The following is a 14,085-nucleotide window of genomic DNA, read 5'->3' as shown; positions in this document are numbered from 1 at the left end:
CTCTCACTAATAATCTCAGTGCTCTTCAGCAGGATTTACACTCACTTCATTCTCTGTTGGCTTTTCTGATGAGTTATTTACCACTTCAGCTCCATCCAGAGGTTTTGATGAACCCCAGTCCTCGGGTGGAGAAGGTTCCTTTCCAGACATAATCTCTTGTATTTGCTTGAGATCAATCGTTTCGTATTTAATTAAACTTTGAGCCATTAAATGCAACGTATCCATATTGGAAACCAGAATTTCTTTAGCACGCTTGTAATTCCTGTCAATAATTGCACGCACTTCATCATCAATTTGTTGTGCGGTTCTATCTGACATTTCTTTATGTTTATTCATTGAGCGGCCTAAGAATACTTCCTCTTCTTCTTCACCAAAAGTCAGTGGGCCCAAAGTCGACAGCCCCCACGTGGTAACCATTTTGCGTGCTATTTCAGTAGAACGCATAATGTCATTCGATGCCCCTGTGGTTACACTTTCCGGACCAAAGATAAGCTCTTCTGCGATGCGGCCACCAAATAGACTGGATAATTGACTTTCCAAACGACGTTTACTATGACTGTACCTATCTTGCTCCGGTAGAAACATTGTCACACCAAGAGCGCGGCCCCGCGGAATAATAGAAACTTTATAAACAGGATCATGTTCGGGTACAGATAAACCAACGATCGCATGGCCTGCTTCATGATATGCAGTCAGTTTTTTCTCATTGTCATCCATCACCATAGAGCGTCGTTCAGCTCCCATCATAATTTTATCTTTTGCATTATCCAGTTCTGCCATGCTGACTTTACGTTTGTTTGCACGTGCAGCAAATAAAGCCGCTTCATTCACCAGATTTGCGAGATCTGCTCCAGAAAACCCTGGAGTGCCTCGGGCAATCGCCATAATGTCCACATTGCTATCTACCGGAACTTTTTGCAAATGCACCCTTAATATTTGTTCGCGACCCCGTATATCCGGTAAAGGAACTACAACCTGGCGATCGAAACGACCTGGGCGTAATAGCGCAGGATCCAAAACATCTGGGCGGTTTGTTGCGGCAACAACAATAACCCCCTCACTTCCTTCAAAACCATCCATTTCAACCAGTAATTGGTTTAACGTTTGCTCGCGCTCATCATGACCTCCACCAAGGCCAGCGCCACGATGACGACCTACCGCATCAATTTCATCAATGAAAATAATGCAAGGAGCATGTTTTTTTGCTTGCTCGAACATATCGCGCACACGAGACGCACCCACACCAACAAACATTTCAACAAAATCAGAACCCGAAATTGTGAAGAAAGGTACTTTAGCTTCACCAGCAACAGCTCGAGCTAAAAGGGTTTTACCTGTTCCAGGAGAACCAACTAATAACACACCGCGAGGAATACGTCCGCCCAGATTTTGGAATTTGGTAGGATCGCGTAAAAAGTCAACTAATTCCTTAACTTCCTCTTTAGCCTCATCTACGCCAGCAACATCCGCAAAAGTTACCTTAACTTGATCCTCGCCCAGTAAGCGTGCCCTTGAACGACCAAACGACATGGCACCTCGGCCACCCCCGCCTTGCATCTGACGCATAAAAAATACCCAAACGCCAATTAAAAGCAGCATCGGGAACCAATTAATAAACAAATGGAGGAGGAAACTTTCTTGTTGTTTTTCTTGGCCGCTTACATCGACTTTGCTTTTCAGTAATTCACCTAATAAAGCATTATCTTGCATAGGCATGTAAGTAATAAATCGCTTATTATTTTTAGTCATCCCTTTGATGATCTTATCATCCTCGATGGTGACTGAATTAACCATACCTTGATCGACTTCTTTCAAAAATTGGCTGTAAGAAAGTTTCTCAGCAACCGAGTTTCGAGGGCCGAAATTACTGAAAACCGAAACAAGCACGATCGCTATAATCAGCCATAAAAATAAATTCTTAACCATGTCGTTCAAAGTATTAACCTCGTTAGTGACGTACAGCTGTTATTTTATGATCGAAATTCTTAGATCATAAAGTTACTATAAATTGTATCCCTTTGCCAGCAAATAGGTTTCTTTTGAGCGAGCACGAGAAGCCAAAGGCTTTCGAATCACGACTTTCTCAAAAGAAGATCTCGCTTGCTTTACTAACTCATCAAAACCAGCCCCATGAAAGATTTTAATAAGCATAGAACCTCCAGGCTTTAACATTTTCTCCGCAAAATCAAAGGCCAGCTCAACCAAATACATTGCTCGTGGAATATCAATTGCAGTGGTTCCACTCATATTTGGGGCCATATCTGATAATATCAAGTCGACGCTGTGTTCTGGGATTAGGTTTATGAGCCTTTGCAACACTTCATCTTCCCGGAAATCACCCAGTACAAAATCCACATCAGGTATGGTATCCATAGGCAAAATATCCAGTGCAATTATACGTCCGCGGCCTTGTAACCGTTCAGATACATACTGAGTCCATCCCCCTGGAGCTGCGCCCAGATCAACAACAGTCATTCCTGGTTTGAGCAACGACTCTTTCTCATCTACTTCTTTCAATTTGTATACCGCACGACTGCGATAGCCCTCTACTTGTGCTTTTTTAACGAAAACATCATCAAAGTGCTCTTGCAACCATCGTTTGCTGCTTTTAGTACGCTTCATAAATTTATATAGAGTATCAATTTGATCTATGATACTGAATTTTACTACCTTTTCCCAGCAAAACGTGCAATAATTTACCATTTTATCATTCAGTCTCGAAAATCAGTGCATTAGGGTCTGTTTATATTAAGGAACATTACGTGGATACTTCACTCAAAAAATCTCTTAAAGCCCAAGCGCATCATCTGAAACCCGTTGTGCTTCTTGGTGCTAAAGGGTTAACTGAAGCTGTTATTGCAGAAACAGATATCGCATTACTTGCACATGAATTAATAAAAGTAAAAATAAATGGTGCAGAAAAAGAAGACCGACTTATTATGGCTGCTGAGCTATGTGGGCAACTCCATGCTGAACTCGTACAAATGATTGGTAACACAGTGATTATGTATCGTAAAAATGAAGACAAACATAAGTGACAGAACTGCGAGTATTGTATACACTAGACTATATTGTTTAGCAAACATATCCCCTTCAAAAAGCCAATCCCTAAATTAACATTGTAAAGGCGGCAAAATAAGGGGTAATTAAATTAATTATCGTATGGCCTATGATATTAAAATACATTCCAAATGCTTTGACTTTATTGCGGCTCCTGTTAATCGCCCCTTTTCTATTTTATTTATATCGTCATGAGTATGTTATTGCTTTTTATTTATTTATTTTCGCAGGATTGAGTGATGGCTTAGATGGCTTTTTAGCCCGAAGTTTTAACTGGCAAAGTTTTTTTGGCTCTTTTATTGATCCGCTGGCTGATAAATTACTAATCGCTTCCAGCTTCATTTCTCTAGCCTTAATTGGTGTATTACCTTGGTGGCTCGTAATTTTGGTCTTCCTCAGAGATTTAACCATTTCCTTAGGGGTACTTGCCTGGTATCAATTTATTCGTCGTAAGTTGGACTTTCAACCCACGCTGCTCAGTAAAATTAATACGGCATTACAACTGACTCTAGTCACTTTTTGTTTATTTGAATTGGCTTATTTTGAATTTCCTCCCTATCTCCTTAATGTTCTGATCATTTTAACGACGTTTACTACCGCAATTACTTATGTTGATTATATTTGGACCTGGGGCAGAAAAGCATGGCCCAAAAAAGAACACTCATAATGAACAAGCAGTTGGCATTAGCTATAAAATTAAATGATGAAGCAACCCTTGCTGATTTTAATTGGGGAAGTAATAAACTGCTGCAACAGCAATTACATAACATGCTCACACATAGGGAAGACCGATTGCTTTACCTCTGGGGCAATGCTGGCAGTGGTAAAACTCATTTATTACAAGCGTGTTGCCAAGCCGCCCATGCTCATTCCGCAATCTATCTCCCTTTAACACTCCTCAAAGAATGGGGACCGCAAACTATAGAAGGACTGGAAGAGCAAGAATTAATATGTATTGACGATATTGATGTAATCGCAAAAGATCCCTCCTGGGAAGAGGCTTTATTCCATTTATATAATAAAATAAAAGACATGGAAAAAAGTATTTTGATCATTTCGGGAAATCAATCACCAACCACAATCCCTATCCAACTGGCGGACTTGCGCTCTAGATTAAGTTGGGGATTAGTGATTCAGTTGATGGAATTAAATGATGAAGATAAAATTAATACTCTAAAACTCCATGCTTTAAAACGAGGATTTGACTTACCAGAAAGTGTAGGACAATTCTTATTGAATAGATGCTCTCGCAATATGCATGATTTACATAATTTACTCAATCGCTTGGATGATGCCTCTCTTGCAGCGCAGCGAAAAATAACGATCCCGTTTGTAAAAGATACATTGAATATTTAACTTACACATTAAAACCAATTTTTTTATCCTGCATCAATTCTAATGGAAATGCAAAAAAGCCTGTTCTAATCGGAACTATGGATTATAATTTTGCGAAATATCCGCGAGTACCTTGAGCTGTCACGGCTTTATCGTATCGAGTTAAAGCATGAATGTAAGCCGCTTGCCGCATATCTATTTGGTGTTTTTCCATCAACTTCCAAATATTACTGAATTCACGGGATATAATAGTATGTAATTCTTTTTGAACTTTTTCTAAGCTCCAATAATAACCTGATTTATTCTGCACCCACTCAAAATAACTTACGGTTACCCCACCTGCATTGGCTAATATATCGGGCACAATTAATACTTTCTTTTTTTCCAGTATTGTATCTGCTTCCACAGTTATTGGGCCATTAGCAATTTCAATGATGACAGGGGCTTTAATTTTTGCTGCATTCTCTGAAGTAATTTGATTTTGCGCCGCAGCCGGGATAAGTAAATCTACATCAAGTTCCAATAATTCTTCATTGGTGATTTTATCTTCCTGCACCATATCAGAAATAGACTCTTTGCAATAGAGAGACTCCGCTTTGGTAGAGCAGTTTTTAATTTCAATTATGCGCGGTATATCGATGCCTTTATTATTATAAACTCCTCCTTTTGAATCACTTATTGCAGTAATTTTATAGCCATCGTCGTAAAGTAGCTGAGCTATGCTCCTTCCAACATTCCCAAATCCTTGAACAGCAACCTTTACCTTAGAAGGTTTCCATTTTTTCTTTTTTTCAAGAATTTTAATGCAATAATAAGCCCCAAGGCCAGTTGCTCCTTCACGTCCAAGGCATCCTCCCAAGGGAATAGGTTTACCGGTGATTACTGCTGGAACATTTTGGCGAGCAATGGTGGCATACTCATCCATCATCCAGCCCATGATCATCTCATTGGTGTACATATCGGGAGCAGGAATATCTTTGTCTGGACCGATAAAATCCGCTACTAATTCAATATAGCTTCGACTTAACCGTTCCAGCTCCATGCGAGATAATTGTTTTGGATCAACGATTATTCCGCCTTTCGCCCCCCCAAACGGAATATCAACAACAGCGCATTTTATTGTCATCCATAACGCAAGGGTTTTCATCTCATCCAAATTCAATTTCGGATGAAAACGAATACCACCTTTCATAGGACCACGACTGTCGTTATGATGGACTCGATAGGCGGTAAAAATTTTTAACTCCCCATTATCCATGCGAACGGGAAGGGATATTTCCAGACAGGATTTAGGGTGTTTGAGTTTTTCTAAAGCCTCTGCGTCAACATGACAAAATGACGCAGCTTTATCGAGCCTTGAAAGTGCCTTTGAATACATATTCTTATCCTATTACCTATCCAGCCTCAATTAATGAATTTGACGATGTTCTATTGGTGCTTCATCCATGAGTATAGTTGAAAAAACCGTCAGTAAAGCTTTTAAAAATTTCCGCTATTTGTCAAAAAAATTTAATTCACCTGTGAATTGATATAAAGGAAGAATTCATTGCTACAACTCGATTTTTATAAACTTTAACTGGCTATTACCATCGAATTGCCTTTTTCTTACGCTTATTACCGTTCCGGGTGTGAACGCACACTAAATAGAACAACACGTGATAGTATCAAAATTTTCTTCCTCAATTAAAATTGCTGGTAATGGATCTGGGGGGGCCAATGGTTTAAGAAAAGAATAATAATTAGTACTTACTCTAGCACCAATATTGACTCGTTCATGAACTGATTCATTATGTTCCTGTGACTCATGCTCATCAATAAGTTGCTCCGGCTGTGGCTTTTTTTGAGGTACCCTGGCAGCACTGATTACTTTCCCCTCCAAATGGTCTAATTTTTTTTCTTCTTTAATGATTAAATGCTTATCACATAATTTTTTTACACTCTCTTCATTCAAACCAAACCAACTGCTCACTAATTTGTCTAGCACCGGGCGCTCTACATACCAATAAATACTCAATGCCGCTAAACCTACCAAGACACTAAAAATAATTACCGGCCAAAAAGGCGGAATTGCTGAATTAATGATAAGACTTGACATAAAAAGAGCTACTGATTGGCCTGTAAAAAAACCACCCCCAAAGAAAAGTAATGCAGAAAGACCTGAAATCAGAGTTTTAACCGTTTGAATGCTTTCACTATTTAGTGCCTTTTCAAATTGCGTGCTGGCTTTAGTAAGTAATGCAAAGTGTTTTTGCAGCATGGAAATTATAAGCTCCAATTGCTTCAAGTCACTTGAAGACAAATCTGAAAGATAATAATCATCTATTTTCTTTCGAATGGATTTAATCATTTGCAATTGTAACAAGTATGCATCCAATAGCTTATACGCATCACTAAGCTTAATCCCTAGAGCATTCGAAACTCTTACTAAATCGAATCCACAAAAAACAATTACAGAAAGGAATGAAAACGCAAATCCAATGCCTAGAATTATCGAGGAAGGCAAGCTGAAAATACTCAACATAGTCACAATACCATCAAACCCCTGACATGCTGCCACCAAAATACCTGCCATGGTAAGTACTACGAACTTCATTTTTTCCTTCGTATTATTTTCAACATCTTTAGGCAAGTTGGTATCATCTCCTTGCATAGAAAGGAAAAGATCGCGCAATAGCTCAGTGCGTAAGGAGACAAGAATAAATTCTATTTTTTGCTTTTCTTCCTTTGATGATTTCTCGGAATTTTTTATTAGCTCTTCATCGAGCCAAGACATCAACGTTATAAAATCAGCAGGCAAAGAAATAGAGCGGAGTTCACGTGGATGAACACCGGCGGCTAATAAATATTTCTTTATTAATTTTAGCGAATGCAGACTGATTTCAATATTCATTTTCTCAACTGCTTACAACCGTACTTCATAAAATACGCACGATAGAACCCATTGATATGGACATGGTTTATCCAAGTTATATTAAAACAAACCTCAATTGATAAGCAATTACCAGCTGAGCAATTGAAATATAAATAAATATTTTTTGATTAATATATGACCATACAGTATAATTAATGTGCGAACATTGACTAAGGAAAGCGATCATGAAAAAAATTATTATCGCAGTATTAGTGTTTGTACCTACACTTTTTTTAAGTGGCTGTTATGTTACTGCAGCAGCCCCTAATAGCTATTATTATTCTAGCTATTATCCCTATTCCTACTCAAGTTACTCCTATTATCCAGGTCGTTACTATTCTGGATGGCGTTATGGTGGTTTGGGTTATAGTGGCTTGGGTTATTGGGGTGGTCGTGGTTATGGAGGTTGGCGCGGTGTCGGTTGGGGCGGTGTCGGTTGGCGTGGCGTTGGCTGGCACGGCGGCGGTTGGCATGGCCATTGGAGATAAAAAAGCCAAACTCAATTAACCTAATGATTCAGTTAACCTAAATTCGCCAGTTGAATTTGGGTTAACTAATTTCCAAGATGAGTAAACCACTGAGATTGAACAGTTCTATTCATGTTTTTGCTTTGCCCTAAGAAGCATTTGAACGATGCTCTAATCCCGCCTGGGTCATAAAACATTTAGATACAGAATATTCTGCTTCTTTTGCTTCCTGGTGTAAATCTGTCTTTTTTGTGGCAATATAACGACTTAATCGCGGGGATAATAACCACATCAACACTGCGATAATTAGGGTGACGATACCAATACAGGCAAATACGTAAGTATAAATCATCAAAGATCCGACCCCTGGTTTAATCTGCTCAGGAAGTGCTGTATAGGAAGCTACTGTGGCGCCAATAAACCCGGCTATAGCAGAAGTTAAAAACCACATTCCCATCACAAAACCTGCAATTTGCGCAGGGACCAATTCTGCAACCATTGCCACCCCAAGTGCTGATACCAATAACTCACCAAGGCTTTGAAATAAATAGCTTATAATTAACCACCAGGAAGAAACCATGCCCTGATCTGTATAAAAATAACGAGCAAAAAAGAGCATTAAAAAGCTTATGCCGCACATGGTCATACCTAAAGAAAATTTGTAAGGAATGGAAAATTCGATGCCTTTCCTATGAAGGAAATTATAAAAATAAGCCAAAACAGGGCTCATCAATACTATCCAGATTGGATTTAGCGCCTGGAAGCTTTGTGCATCAATCGTGATTCCAAAGAAAACCGGTATTACATTGTGTACGGCAAATAAATTCAGTGAAGTTGGCATTTGTTGATATAAAGTAAAGAAAATAATTGCTTCCAGCATCAATGCCAAGGCAACCAGCATACGCATTCTGGAGCTTTTGCTTTCTTTACGCGTCATGAATAGATAATAAATAATTACCGAAATGGTAATAAACCAAAATAAGTTTTTAGCAAGCATCACATGCTGTAATAAATAAGAAGCACATTCAGTGAGAAAGAATATTCCAAACAATATCATCAACCACTGAGAGTGCGAGATTTTCCGTTTGTCAGCATCAGTATTAATGTGTGCTACAAATTGGTGTTGCAGCCAATAATTGGCTAAGCCGATGAGCAAGCCGATTGCACTCATCAAATAAGCATAAGAATAACCGTATCGATTCGAAATCGCTGGGCCTGCAAATAATGCAATCATACTGCCCAAATTGATCGCCATATAATACAAAGTAAAACCGCCATGCAAACGAGGATCATTTTCCTCATAACACTTAGCGAGCAAATTCGATGGATTTGCCTTAAATAAACCATTACCGACACAAATTAAACCCAGCGCAAAAAATACATGCTCTTTATCTGTAATCGCTAAAGAAAAATAACCGGTTGCCAAAGTAATAAGGCCAAGAACTATGGTACGTTTGGTACCTAATATCCTATCTCCCAAGTATCCGCCAACAACCACCATACCATAAACTAGAGCTGAATAAGCACCAAATGTATAATAAGAAATTGTGTCGCTGTAACCCAAATAGCGAATAAAAAACAAAGTCAAAATCCCTTGAACTGTATAAAACCCAAACCGCTCCCATAATTCCAACATAAAAATCATGTGAAATGCACGGGGTTGCTCGCGAAGTATATTCACCATGAGTTTTTTTCCTTAAGGGTAAATTTTTAAGTTAAAGGAGTTTTTAATTTTTTGCAATGAGCTTTTTGGACAAAGAAATTAGGATCTGTTACCAATTCGTTAGATTAGGGCCAAGATAATAGAATTGTTATCAACTATTTCAGTTTATGGAATCCATTTTCAGATAATTAATTCATAACAAGTGAACTCTTTTTTATCTCTCTCCCTTTGAATTGGCTTTTCTCGGTGTGAAATATTGAAGTCGTACTCGTTAGCGATAAATCCTCATCTTTTTGGGGGATTCTTTTAAAAAATTCATTTGCATTTTTTTTACTGCCAAAAAAATGTTCTATCATCAAATCGGTGGAAGGCTCTTGATTATGCTCATACGTTTGCTCTGGATCCTCTTCTGAGATGCTCCCATCAGTCCGTGGCCTGAATTTGCTCGCAATCCATCCTCCGAACCGTTGCAGCAACGGCACCGCTAACCGAATTATAAAGTATGCAAGAGAAATAACAGATACTGCAGTTAATATTCCTAAACCAGCCATTGGGAAATATACGGACACAATCAAACCTATCATACCCATTGTGCACAAACTTAAACCAACACCTCTATCCATGACTTGCATAAATTCGGCATTTTTTATTTTCTTGCTTAACTTTAGTTCTTTGGACTTCAGTTTAATTAAATATTCTTTTTGTTCATTAAAACGTTCTTGTAATGAGATAATCTGCTCGTAGTGCAACAGAAGCTGCTGCTCTGTACGCACATCGTCTAAAGTAGTTCTCAATTGAGCTGCTTCGTTTTGACTCTCCTCTATTTGGGATTCGCCACCGGCAATTAATTTTCTAATTGCTCTTCGTTCCTTACTTAATTGATAGCATTCATATAGTGCCTGGCCTAATAAAAATAGACTCAAAACCAATGAGGTTGAAGCTATAGTAAAAGCCATTGCTAATGCTATAGCAGGAACACATATTGAGGTTATTGTCAGTGCTAACACTATTGCAGAAAAAAGCCACCTAGCATTATTACTCCGATTAACAGGAGCTTTTCCATCCAGCAGGTACGCAGTAAGATAAATAAAAGGGATAAGCAAAAAATCTAATGCAGCAAAGATAATTGTTCCAATATTCAATCCATGTGTTAGTGATTCCGTAGGTTTGATGTTATTGAAGGTTCTGACGGAAGATCCAATCTGCATCATTGCCTTACCTGAATCACCCGTAGTTTTGATAATTTGTGATAAAAATAATATTTTTTTTAAGAACTTCTTAGATTTTTTCCTCGTAGAGAGTTCTAAATCATAATCAATTGGACGCTGTATTTCTTCAAGTATTTCAGTTGCCTCGAATAGAGTATTTGCAATCTCAAATTCTCTCACATTGCTCACCGATCGATCATTCTGTGTAAAAGCATATAATATACCACTTTCTTTACACTTTTGGTGAAGATTTTTACAATGCAAACGAGAACTTGCTAATTCAGCATAAATTCAACTATATTTCCACATAGATACTAAATAAATGCGATAAAAATAATCCTTATGTCTAAAAAAGCCCTTTATTTGGCAGGTGGTGGCGCTCGAGGCGCCTACCAAGCTGGTGTTCTGAAAGCAATTGGTCATATTTTGCAAGTTAAAACATTACCCTTTGAAATGGTGAGCGGCGTTAGCGTGGGAAGTATCAATGCAGCAGTACTTGCAGAAAATGCAGATGATTTCCCAACGGCACTTGATAAACTCGAAACCATTTGGAGCGAAATTCATTGTCAACAAGTCTATAAAGCCAGTAACTTTGCATTAAGCAAATCCGTTATGCGTAATATGAGCACAATGATGCTCAAGCAGCGACAGGCAGCTCATCTACTTGATACCACCCCCTTGAAAGAAATGATCGAAAATGGTCTTGATTTCACCAAAATTGCGCTAAATATAAGCAATGGATATCTGAATACACTGGAAATCATCAGTAGTTGTTATGAAACGCGCCAGACTATTTCTTTTTACGAACACAACAATTCCGAATTCACAGACTGGAATTATCCGCGGCACGGCAGCAAACGCGTTCGCTTCGAGGCAGAACATATTTTGGCATCCAGTGCCTTGCCTTTATTTTTTCCAACAGTTTTGCTCGATGGGTTTCATTATGGCGATGGCAGTGTAGGCCTGGCTGCTCCTCTTCGGGGCTCCATTCGTTTTGAAGTCGATAAAATTCTAATTTTAGGAACTCGAGCATTACCTACATTTGTAGACCAAGAAAATTTACGTAATCATGATGACATTCCCTTTTCTCATATTTTTGGGAACATGTTAAATGCGCTTTTTTTGGACAATCTTGATCGCGATATTGAAATGGTCAATCGAATGAACGAAATTGCTATGCTTCTGTCGATATGGAAAAAACGCCGCTCACCATGGCGTCCCATTACTACGTTACATTTACGTCCCAGCAAGGACTTGGCTCCTTTGGCTCAAATACATTTTAAAGCCTTGCCTACACTGCTTCGATACCTCCTCAATTTTTTGGGGGAAAAAAAGCATTCAGGCGATCTTTTAAGTTTTGTCCTTTTCGAACGTGACTATACTAGAGAATTATTTGAGCTTGGTTTTCAAGATACGATTAATAATGCCAAGGAAGTTACGGCTTTTTTTGAATAATTTTTGTAGTCAGCAAATTATCGGACAGCAGACGCTCTGGCAGCTAATATGATACCATTCATCAGAGCATGATCCCCCTGGAAACAATTCAGGGTCAAGTTTTTAGATAATGTTCGAGTTGTTCGGCTGACATCGGTTTATTAAAATAAAACCCTTGGAATTTATGGCAATTATGTGATTCTAAATATTTCACTTGACTGGAGGTTTCAACGCCTTCAACAACTACATCCAAGTGTAACTTATCCGCCATATCAATAATTGCTTGCAGAATCACTTCATCTGATCGGTTAAAATTAATATTCTTTATAAATGATTGATCAATTTTTAATTGATCAATTGGGAGTTTATTCAGATAATTAAACCCTGAATTACCTACACCAAAATCATCAAGTACAATACTCACACCGAGTTTCTTCAATTCATGAATTGATTCAATCACATTTGCTGCATTGATAATGACATTTTCAGTGACTTCTACTTTCAGATATTTAGGATCCAGTTTGCTGGTTTTTAATATATCTTTAATCATGGTAACAAAATTAGGTTGTATGAATTGTTTTGTGGCAATATTTACTGAAATAGGAAAGGGTTTAATTCCTTTATCTTGCCAAGCTTTGTTTTGAGAGCAAGCAGTTTTAATAACCCATTCTCCTATCGGTACAATAAGCCCCGTTTCTTCCGCAACGGGTATAAAATCCATAGGTAATACAATGCCCTTTTTTGGATGTCTCCAACGAATCAGAGCTTCAACTCCAATTAGCTTCTGACTCTTATTGTCGTATTGTGGTTGATACTCTAAAAAAAACTCATTTTCAATTAGTCCACGTCGAAGGTCGGATTCGTTTTCCAAACGGACGATGCATTTTTCTTGTAATTCAGGTGTATATAATTGAAATTGGTTGCCGCCTAAAGCCTTTGCCCGATACATCGCTAGATCAGCATTATGTAAAAGTTCTTCAACAGTCGTGCCATCTTGGGGATAAATACTGATCCCGAGGCTTGCAGAAATGATAATATCTCGCTGGCCAATATGTAGATTTTTATTGATTGTATCTAAAATTTTTTTTGCAATATGCGCCACATGTTCAATTTCATGTACTTCTGCTGAAACAGAAATACAAATAAATTCATCGCCACTTAAACGTGCAATGATGTCCTCTTCTCTCGTAACCTCAGACAGGCGCTTAGCTATTTGTTTCAGTAACATATCACCTGACTCATGATTAAAACTGTCGTTGATTAGCTTGAATCGATCAAGATCGATAAAAATCACAGCAAACATTGAGTTATGTCTCTTCGCCCGCGAAATTTCCTGCTTAATTCTATCCACGAGCAAAGATCGATTCGGTAAGTTGGTCAAGCTGTCATGAGTTGATTGATATTCAAGTACAGTTAATGTTTTTTGTAAGGAGTCTGTACGTTCTTCAACCGTTTTTTCCAAAATTTCTTCACGATTTTTTGATTCTTGCATTAATCGCCATTTTTTGGTTAAAGAACAAGCTAATTGTCGTACAGAAATACTATCAAAAGGTTTTTTGAGAATTAATAAATTGTCACTTAACCCTAATTCTTCTACAGTTTCCTCCCAAGTATAATCGGAGTATGCAGTGCAAATTACAATCTGTATTTCCTGATCTAAGGCCCAAATGCGTTTAATGGTTTCAACCCCATCTAATCCAGGAGGCATGCGAATATCAACAAAAGCCAAGGCATAAGGAGCCCCCTCCTCTAAAGCCTGTTGAATATATTGAACCCCTTCCTCTCCTTGAGAAACACAGTCTATTTGAAAGCCAGGAAAATCGATTTCATCAGACTCCGATTTTTCCAAATCCTCTTCCAACTTATCCCCAAAAACCAGTTGGTTGAGTTTGTTAAGTCCCGAAGTTGATTCTCTCATTTTTAAGATTTTTTGAAAGTCAAGATGAATAGCGGGATTATCATCAATGATTAAGATCTTAAAATCGTTTTGTTTATCCATAACTATGC

Annotated in this window: 12 protein-coding genes; 5 read left to right on the top strand and 7 right to left on the bottom strand. The window is 38.2% G+C overall.

Annotation, left to right across the window (positions count from 1 at the left end; translation table 11 throughout):
• Window positions 1-15 precede the first annotated feature (15 nt).
• Both ftsH and rlmE read right to left on the bottom strand, forming a co-directional pair.
• Window positions 16-1,926 (bottom strand): ATP-dependent zinc metalloprotease FtsH, encoded by a 1,911-nt coding sequence (ftsH, locus tag LXO92_RS03450; protein WP_182351355.1) that lies wholly within the window; start codon window positions 1,924-1,926, stop codon window positions 16-18.
• Window positions 1,927-2,001: 75 nt separating this feature from the next.
• Window positions 2,002-2,622, bottom strand: coding sequence for a 23S rRNA (uridine(2552)-2'-O)-methyltransferase RlmE (gene rlmE / locus LXO92_RS03445; RefSeq protein ID WP_232890388.1), 621 nt, complete (start codon window positions 2,620-2,622; stop codon window positions 2,002-2,004).
• 140 nt (window positions 2,623-2,762) lie between these two features.
• Between rlmE and yhbY the strand changes: the two genes are divergently transcribed.
• From yhbY to hda, 3 genes are all read left to right on the top strand, one after another.
• Window positions 2,763-3,038: a ribosome assembly RNA-binding protein YhbY gene (yhbY, locus tag LXO92_RS03440; protein ID WP_182351353.1), complete on the top strand. Its 276-nt coding sequence runs from the start codon at window positions 2,763-2,765 to the stop codon at window positions 3,036-3,038.
• A 131-nt stretch (window positions 3,039-3,169) separates the two neighbouring features.
• Entirely contained in the window at window positions 3,170-3,727 is a 558-nt protein-coding gene (locus LXO92_RS03435) for a CDP-alcohol phosphatidyltransferase family protein (RefSeq protein ID WP_182351352.1), read from the top strand.
• On the top strand, window positions 3,727-4,416 hold the full coding sequence (hda, locus tag LXO92_RS03430; protein ID WP_182352715.1) for a DnaA regulatory inactivator Hda: 690 nt from the start codon (window positions 3,727-3,729) through the stop codon (window positions 4,414-4,416). The genes LXO92_RS03435 and hda overlap by 1 nt, the downstream gene beginning before the upstream one ends.
• Window positions 4,417-4,498: 82 nt before the next feature.
• Here hda and LXO92_RS03425 read toward each other — a convergent pair whose 3' ends face one another.
• Window positions 4,499-5,773, bottom strand: a complete 1,275-nt coding sequence (locus LXO92_RS03425; protein WP_182351351.1) for a Glu/Leu/Phe/Val family dehydrogenase — start codon at window positions 5,771-5,773, stop codon at window positions 4,499-4,501.
• Between the two features lie 261 nt (window positions 5,774-6,034).
• Window positions 6,035-7,285 (bottom strand): hypothetical protein, encoded by a 1,251-nt coding sequence (locus LXO92_RS03420; protein ID WP_232890387.1) that lies wholly within the window; start codon window positions 7,283-7,285, stop codon window positions 6,035-6,037.
• A gap of 206 nt (window positions 7,286-7,491) precedes the next feature.
• On the opposite strand from LXO92_RS03420, the gene LXO92_RS03415 reads away from it, so the two are divergent.
• Window positions 7,492-7,794: a hypothetical protein gene (locus LXO92_RS03415; RefSeq protein WP_232890386.1), complete on the top strand. Its 303-nt coding sequence runs from the start codon at window positions 7,492-7,494 to the stop codon at window positions 7,792-7,794.
• A gap of 127 nt (window positions 7,795-7,921) precedes the next feature.
• Here the strand turns inward: LXO92_RS03415 and LXO92_RS03410 are convergent, their stop codons facing one another.
• Window positions 7,922-9,457 (bottom strand): oligopeptide:H+ symporter, encoded by a 1,536-nt coding sequence (locus LXO92_RS03410; protein WP_182351348.1) that lies wholly within the window; start codon window positions 9,455-9,457, stop codon window positions 7,922-7,924.
• A gap of 167 nt (window positions 9,458-9,624) precedes the next feature.
• Window positions 9,625-10,833, bottom strand: a complete 1,209-nt coding sequence (locus LXO92_RS03405) for a hypothetical protein (RefSeq protein WP_232890385.1) — start codon at window positions 10,831-10,833, stop codon at window positions 9,625-9,627.
• Window positions 10,834-10,986: 153 nt separating this feature from the next.
• Here LXO92_RS03405 and LXO92_RS03400 point away from each other — a divergent pair, with 153 nt between their 5' ends.
• Window positions 10,987-12,099 (top strand): patatin-like phospholipase family protein, encoded by a 1,113-nt coding sequence (locus tag LXO92_RS03400; RefSeq protein ID WP_182351346.1) that lies wholly within the window; start codon window positions 10,987-10,989, stop codon window positions 12,097-12,099.
• Between the two features lie 94 nt (window positions 12,100-12,193).
• On the opposite strand, the gene LXO92_RS03395 is transcribed toward LXO92_RS03400, so the two are convergent.
• A complete protein-coding gene (locus tag LXO92_RS03395; RefSeq protein ID WP_220471045.1) occupies window positions 12,194-14,077 on the bottom strand; it encodes a two-component system response regulator in 1,884 nt (627 codons plus the stop codon).
• Window positions 14,078-14,085 lie beyond the last annotated feature (8 nt).

Origin of the sequence: Legionella resiliens (genome assembly GCF_021344005.1) — a bacterium.
GTDB lineage: Bacteria > Pseudomonadota > Gammaproteobacteria > Legionellales > Legionellaceae > Legionella > Legionella resiliens.
Note: the sequence above shows the minus strand (reverse complement) of the source record. Positions and strands in the feature narration are given on the sequence as shown.

Excerpts from the sequence above, each read along its gene's own strand:
- rlmE (WP_232890388.1), bottom strand. The coding sequence starts at position 2,622 with ATGAAGCGTACTAAAAGCAGCAAACGATGGTTGCAAGAGCACTTTGAT.
- LXO92_RS03395 (WP_220471045.1), bottom strand. The coding sequence starts at position 14,077 with ATGGATAAACAAAACGATTTTAAGATCTTAATCATTGATGATAATCCC.
- ftsH (WP_182351355.1), bottom strand. The coding sequence starts at position 1,926 with ATGGTTAAGAATTTATTTTTATGGCTGATTATAGCGATCGTGCTTGTT.
- LXO92_RS03420 (WP_232890387.1), bottom strand. The coding sequence starts at position 7,285 with ATGAATATTGAAATCAGTCTGCATTCGCTAAAATTAATAAAGAAATAT.
- LXO92_RS03425 (WP_182351351.1), bottom strand. The coding sequence starts at position 5,773 with ATGTATTCAAAGGCACTTTCAAGGCTCGATAAAGCTGCGTCATTTTGT.
- LXO92_RS03415 (WP_232890386.1), top strand. The coding sequence starts at position 7,492 with ATGAAAAAAATTATTATCGCAGTATTAGTGTTTGTACCTACACTTTTT.
- LXO92_RS03400 (WP_182351346.1), top strand. The coding sequence starts at position 10,987 with ATGTCTAAAAAAGCCCTTTATTTGGCAGGTGGTGGCGCTCGAGGCGCC.
- hda (WP_182352715.1), top strand. The coding sequence starts at position 3,727 with ATGAACAAGCAGTTGGCATTAGCTATAAAATTAAATGATGAAGCAACC.
- LXO92_RS03410 (WP_182351348.1), bottom strand. The coding sequence starts at position 9,457 with ATGGTGAATATACTTCGCGAGCAACCCCGTGCATTTCACATGATTTTT.
- LXO92_RS03435 (WP_182351352.1), top strand. The coding sequence starts at position 3,170 with ATGATATTAAAATACATTCCAAATGCTTTGACTTTATTGCGGCTCCTG.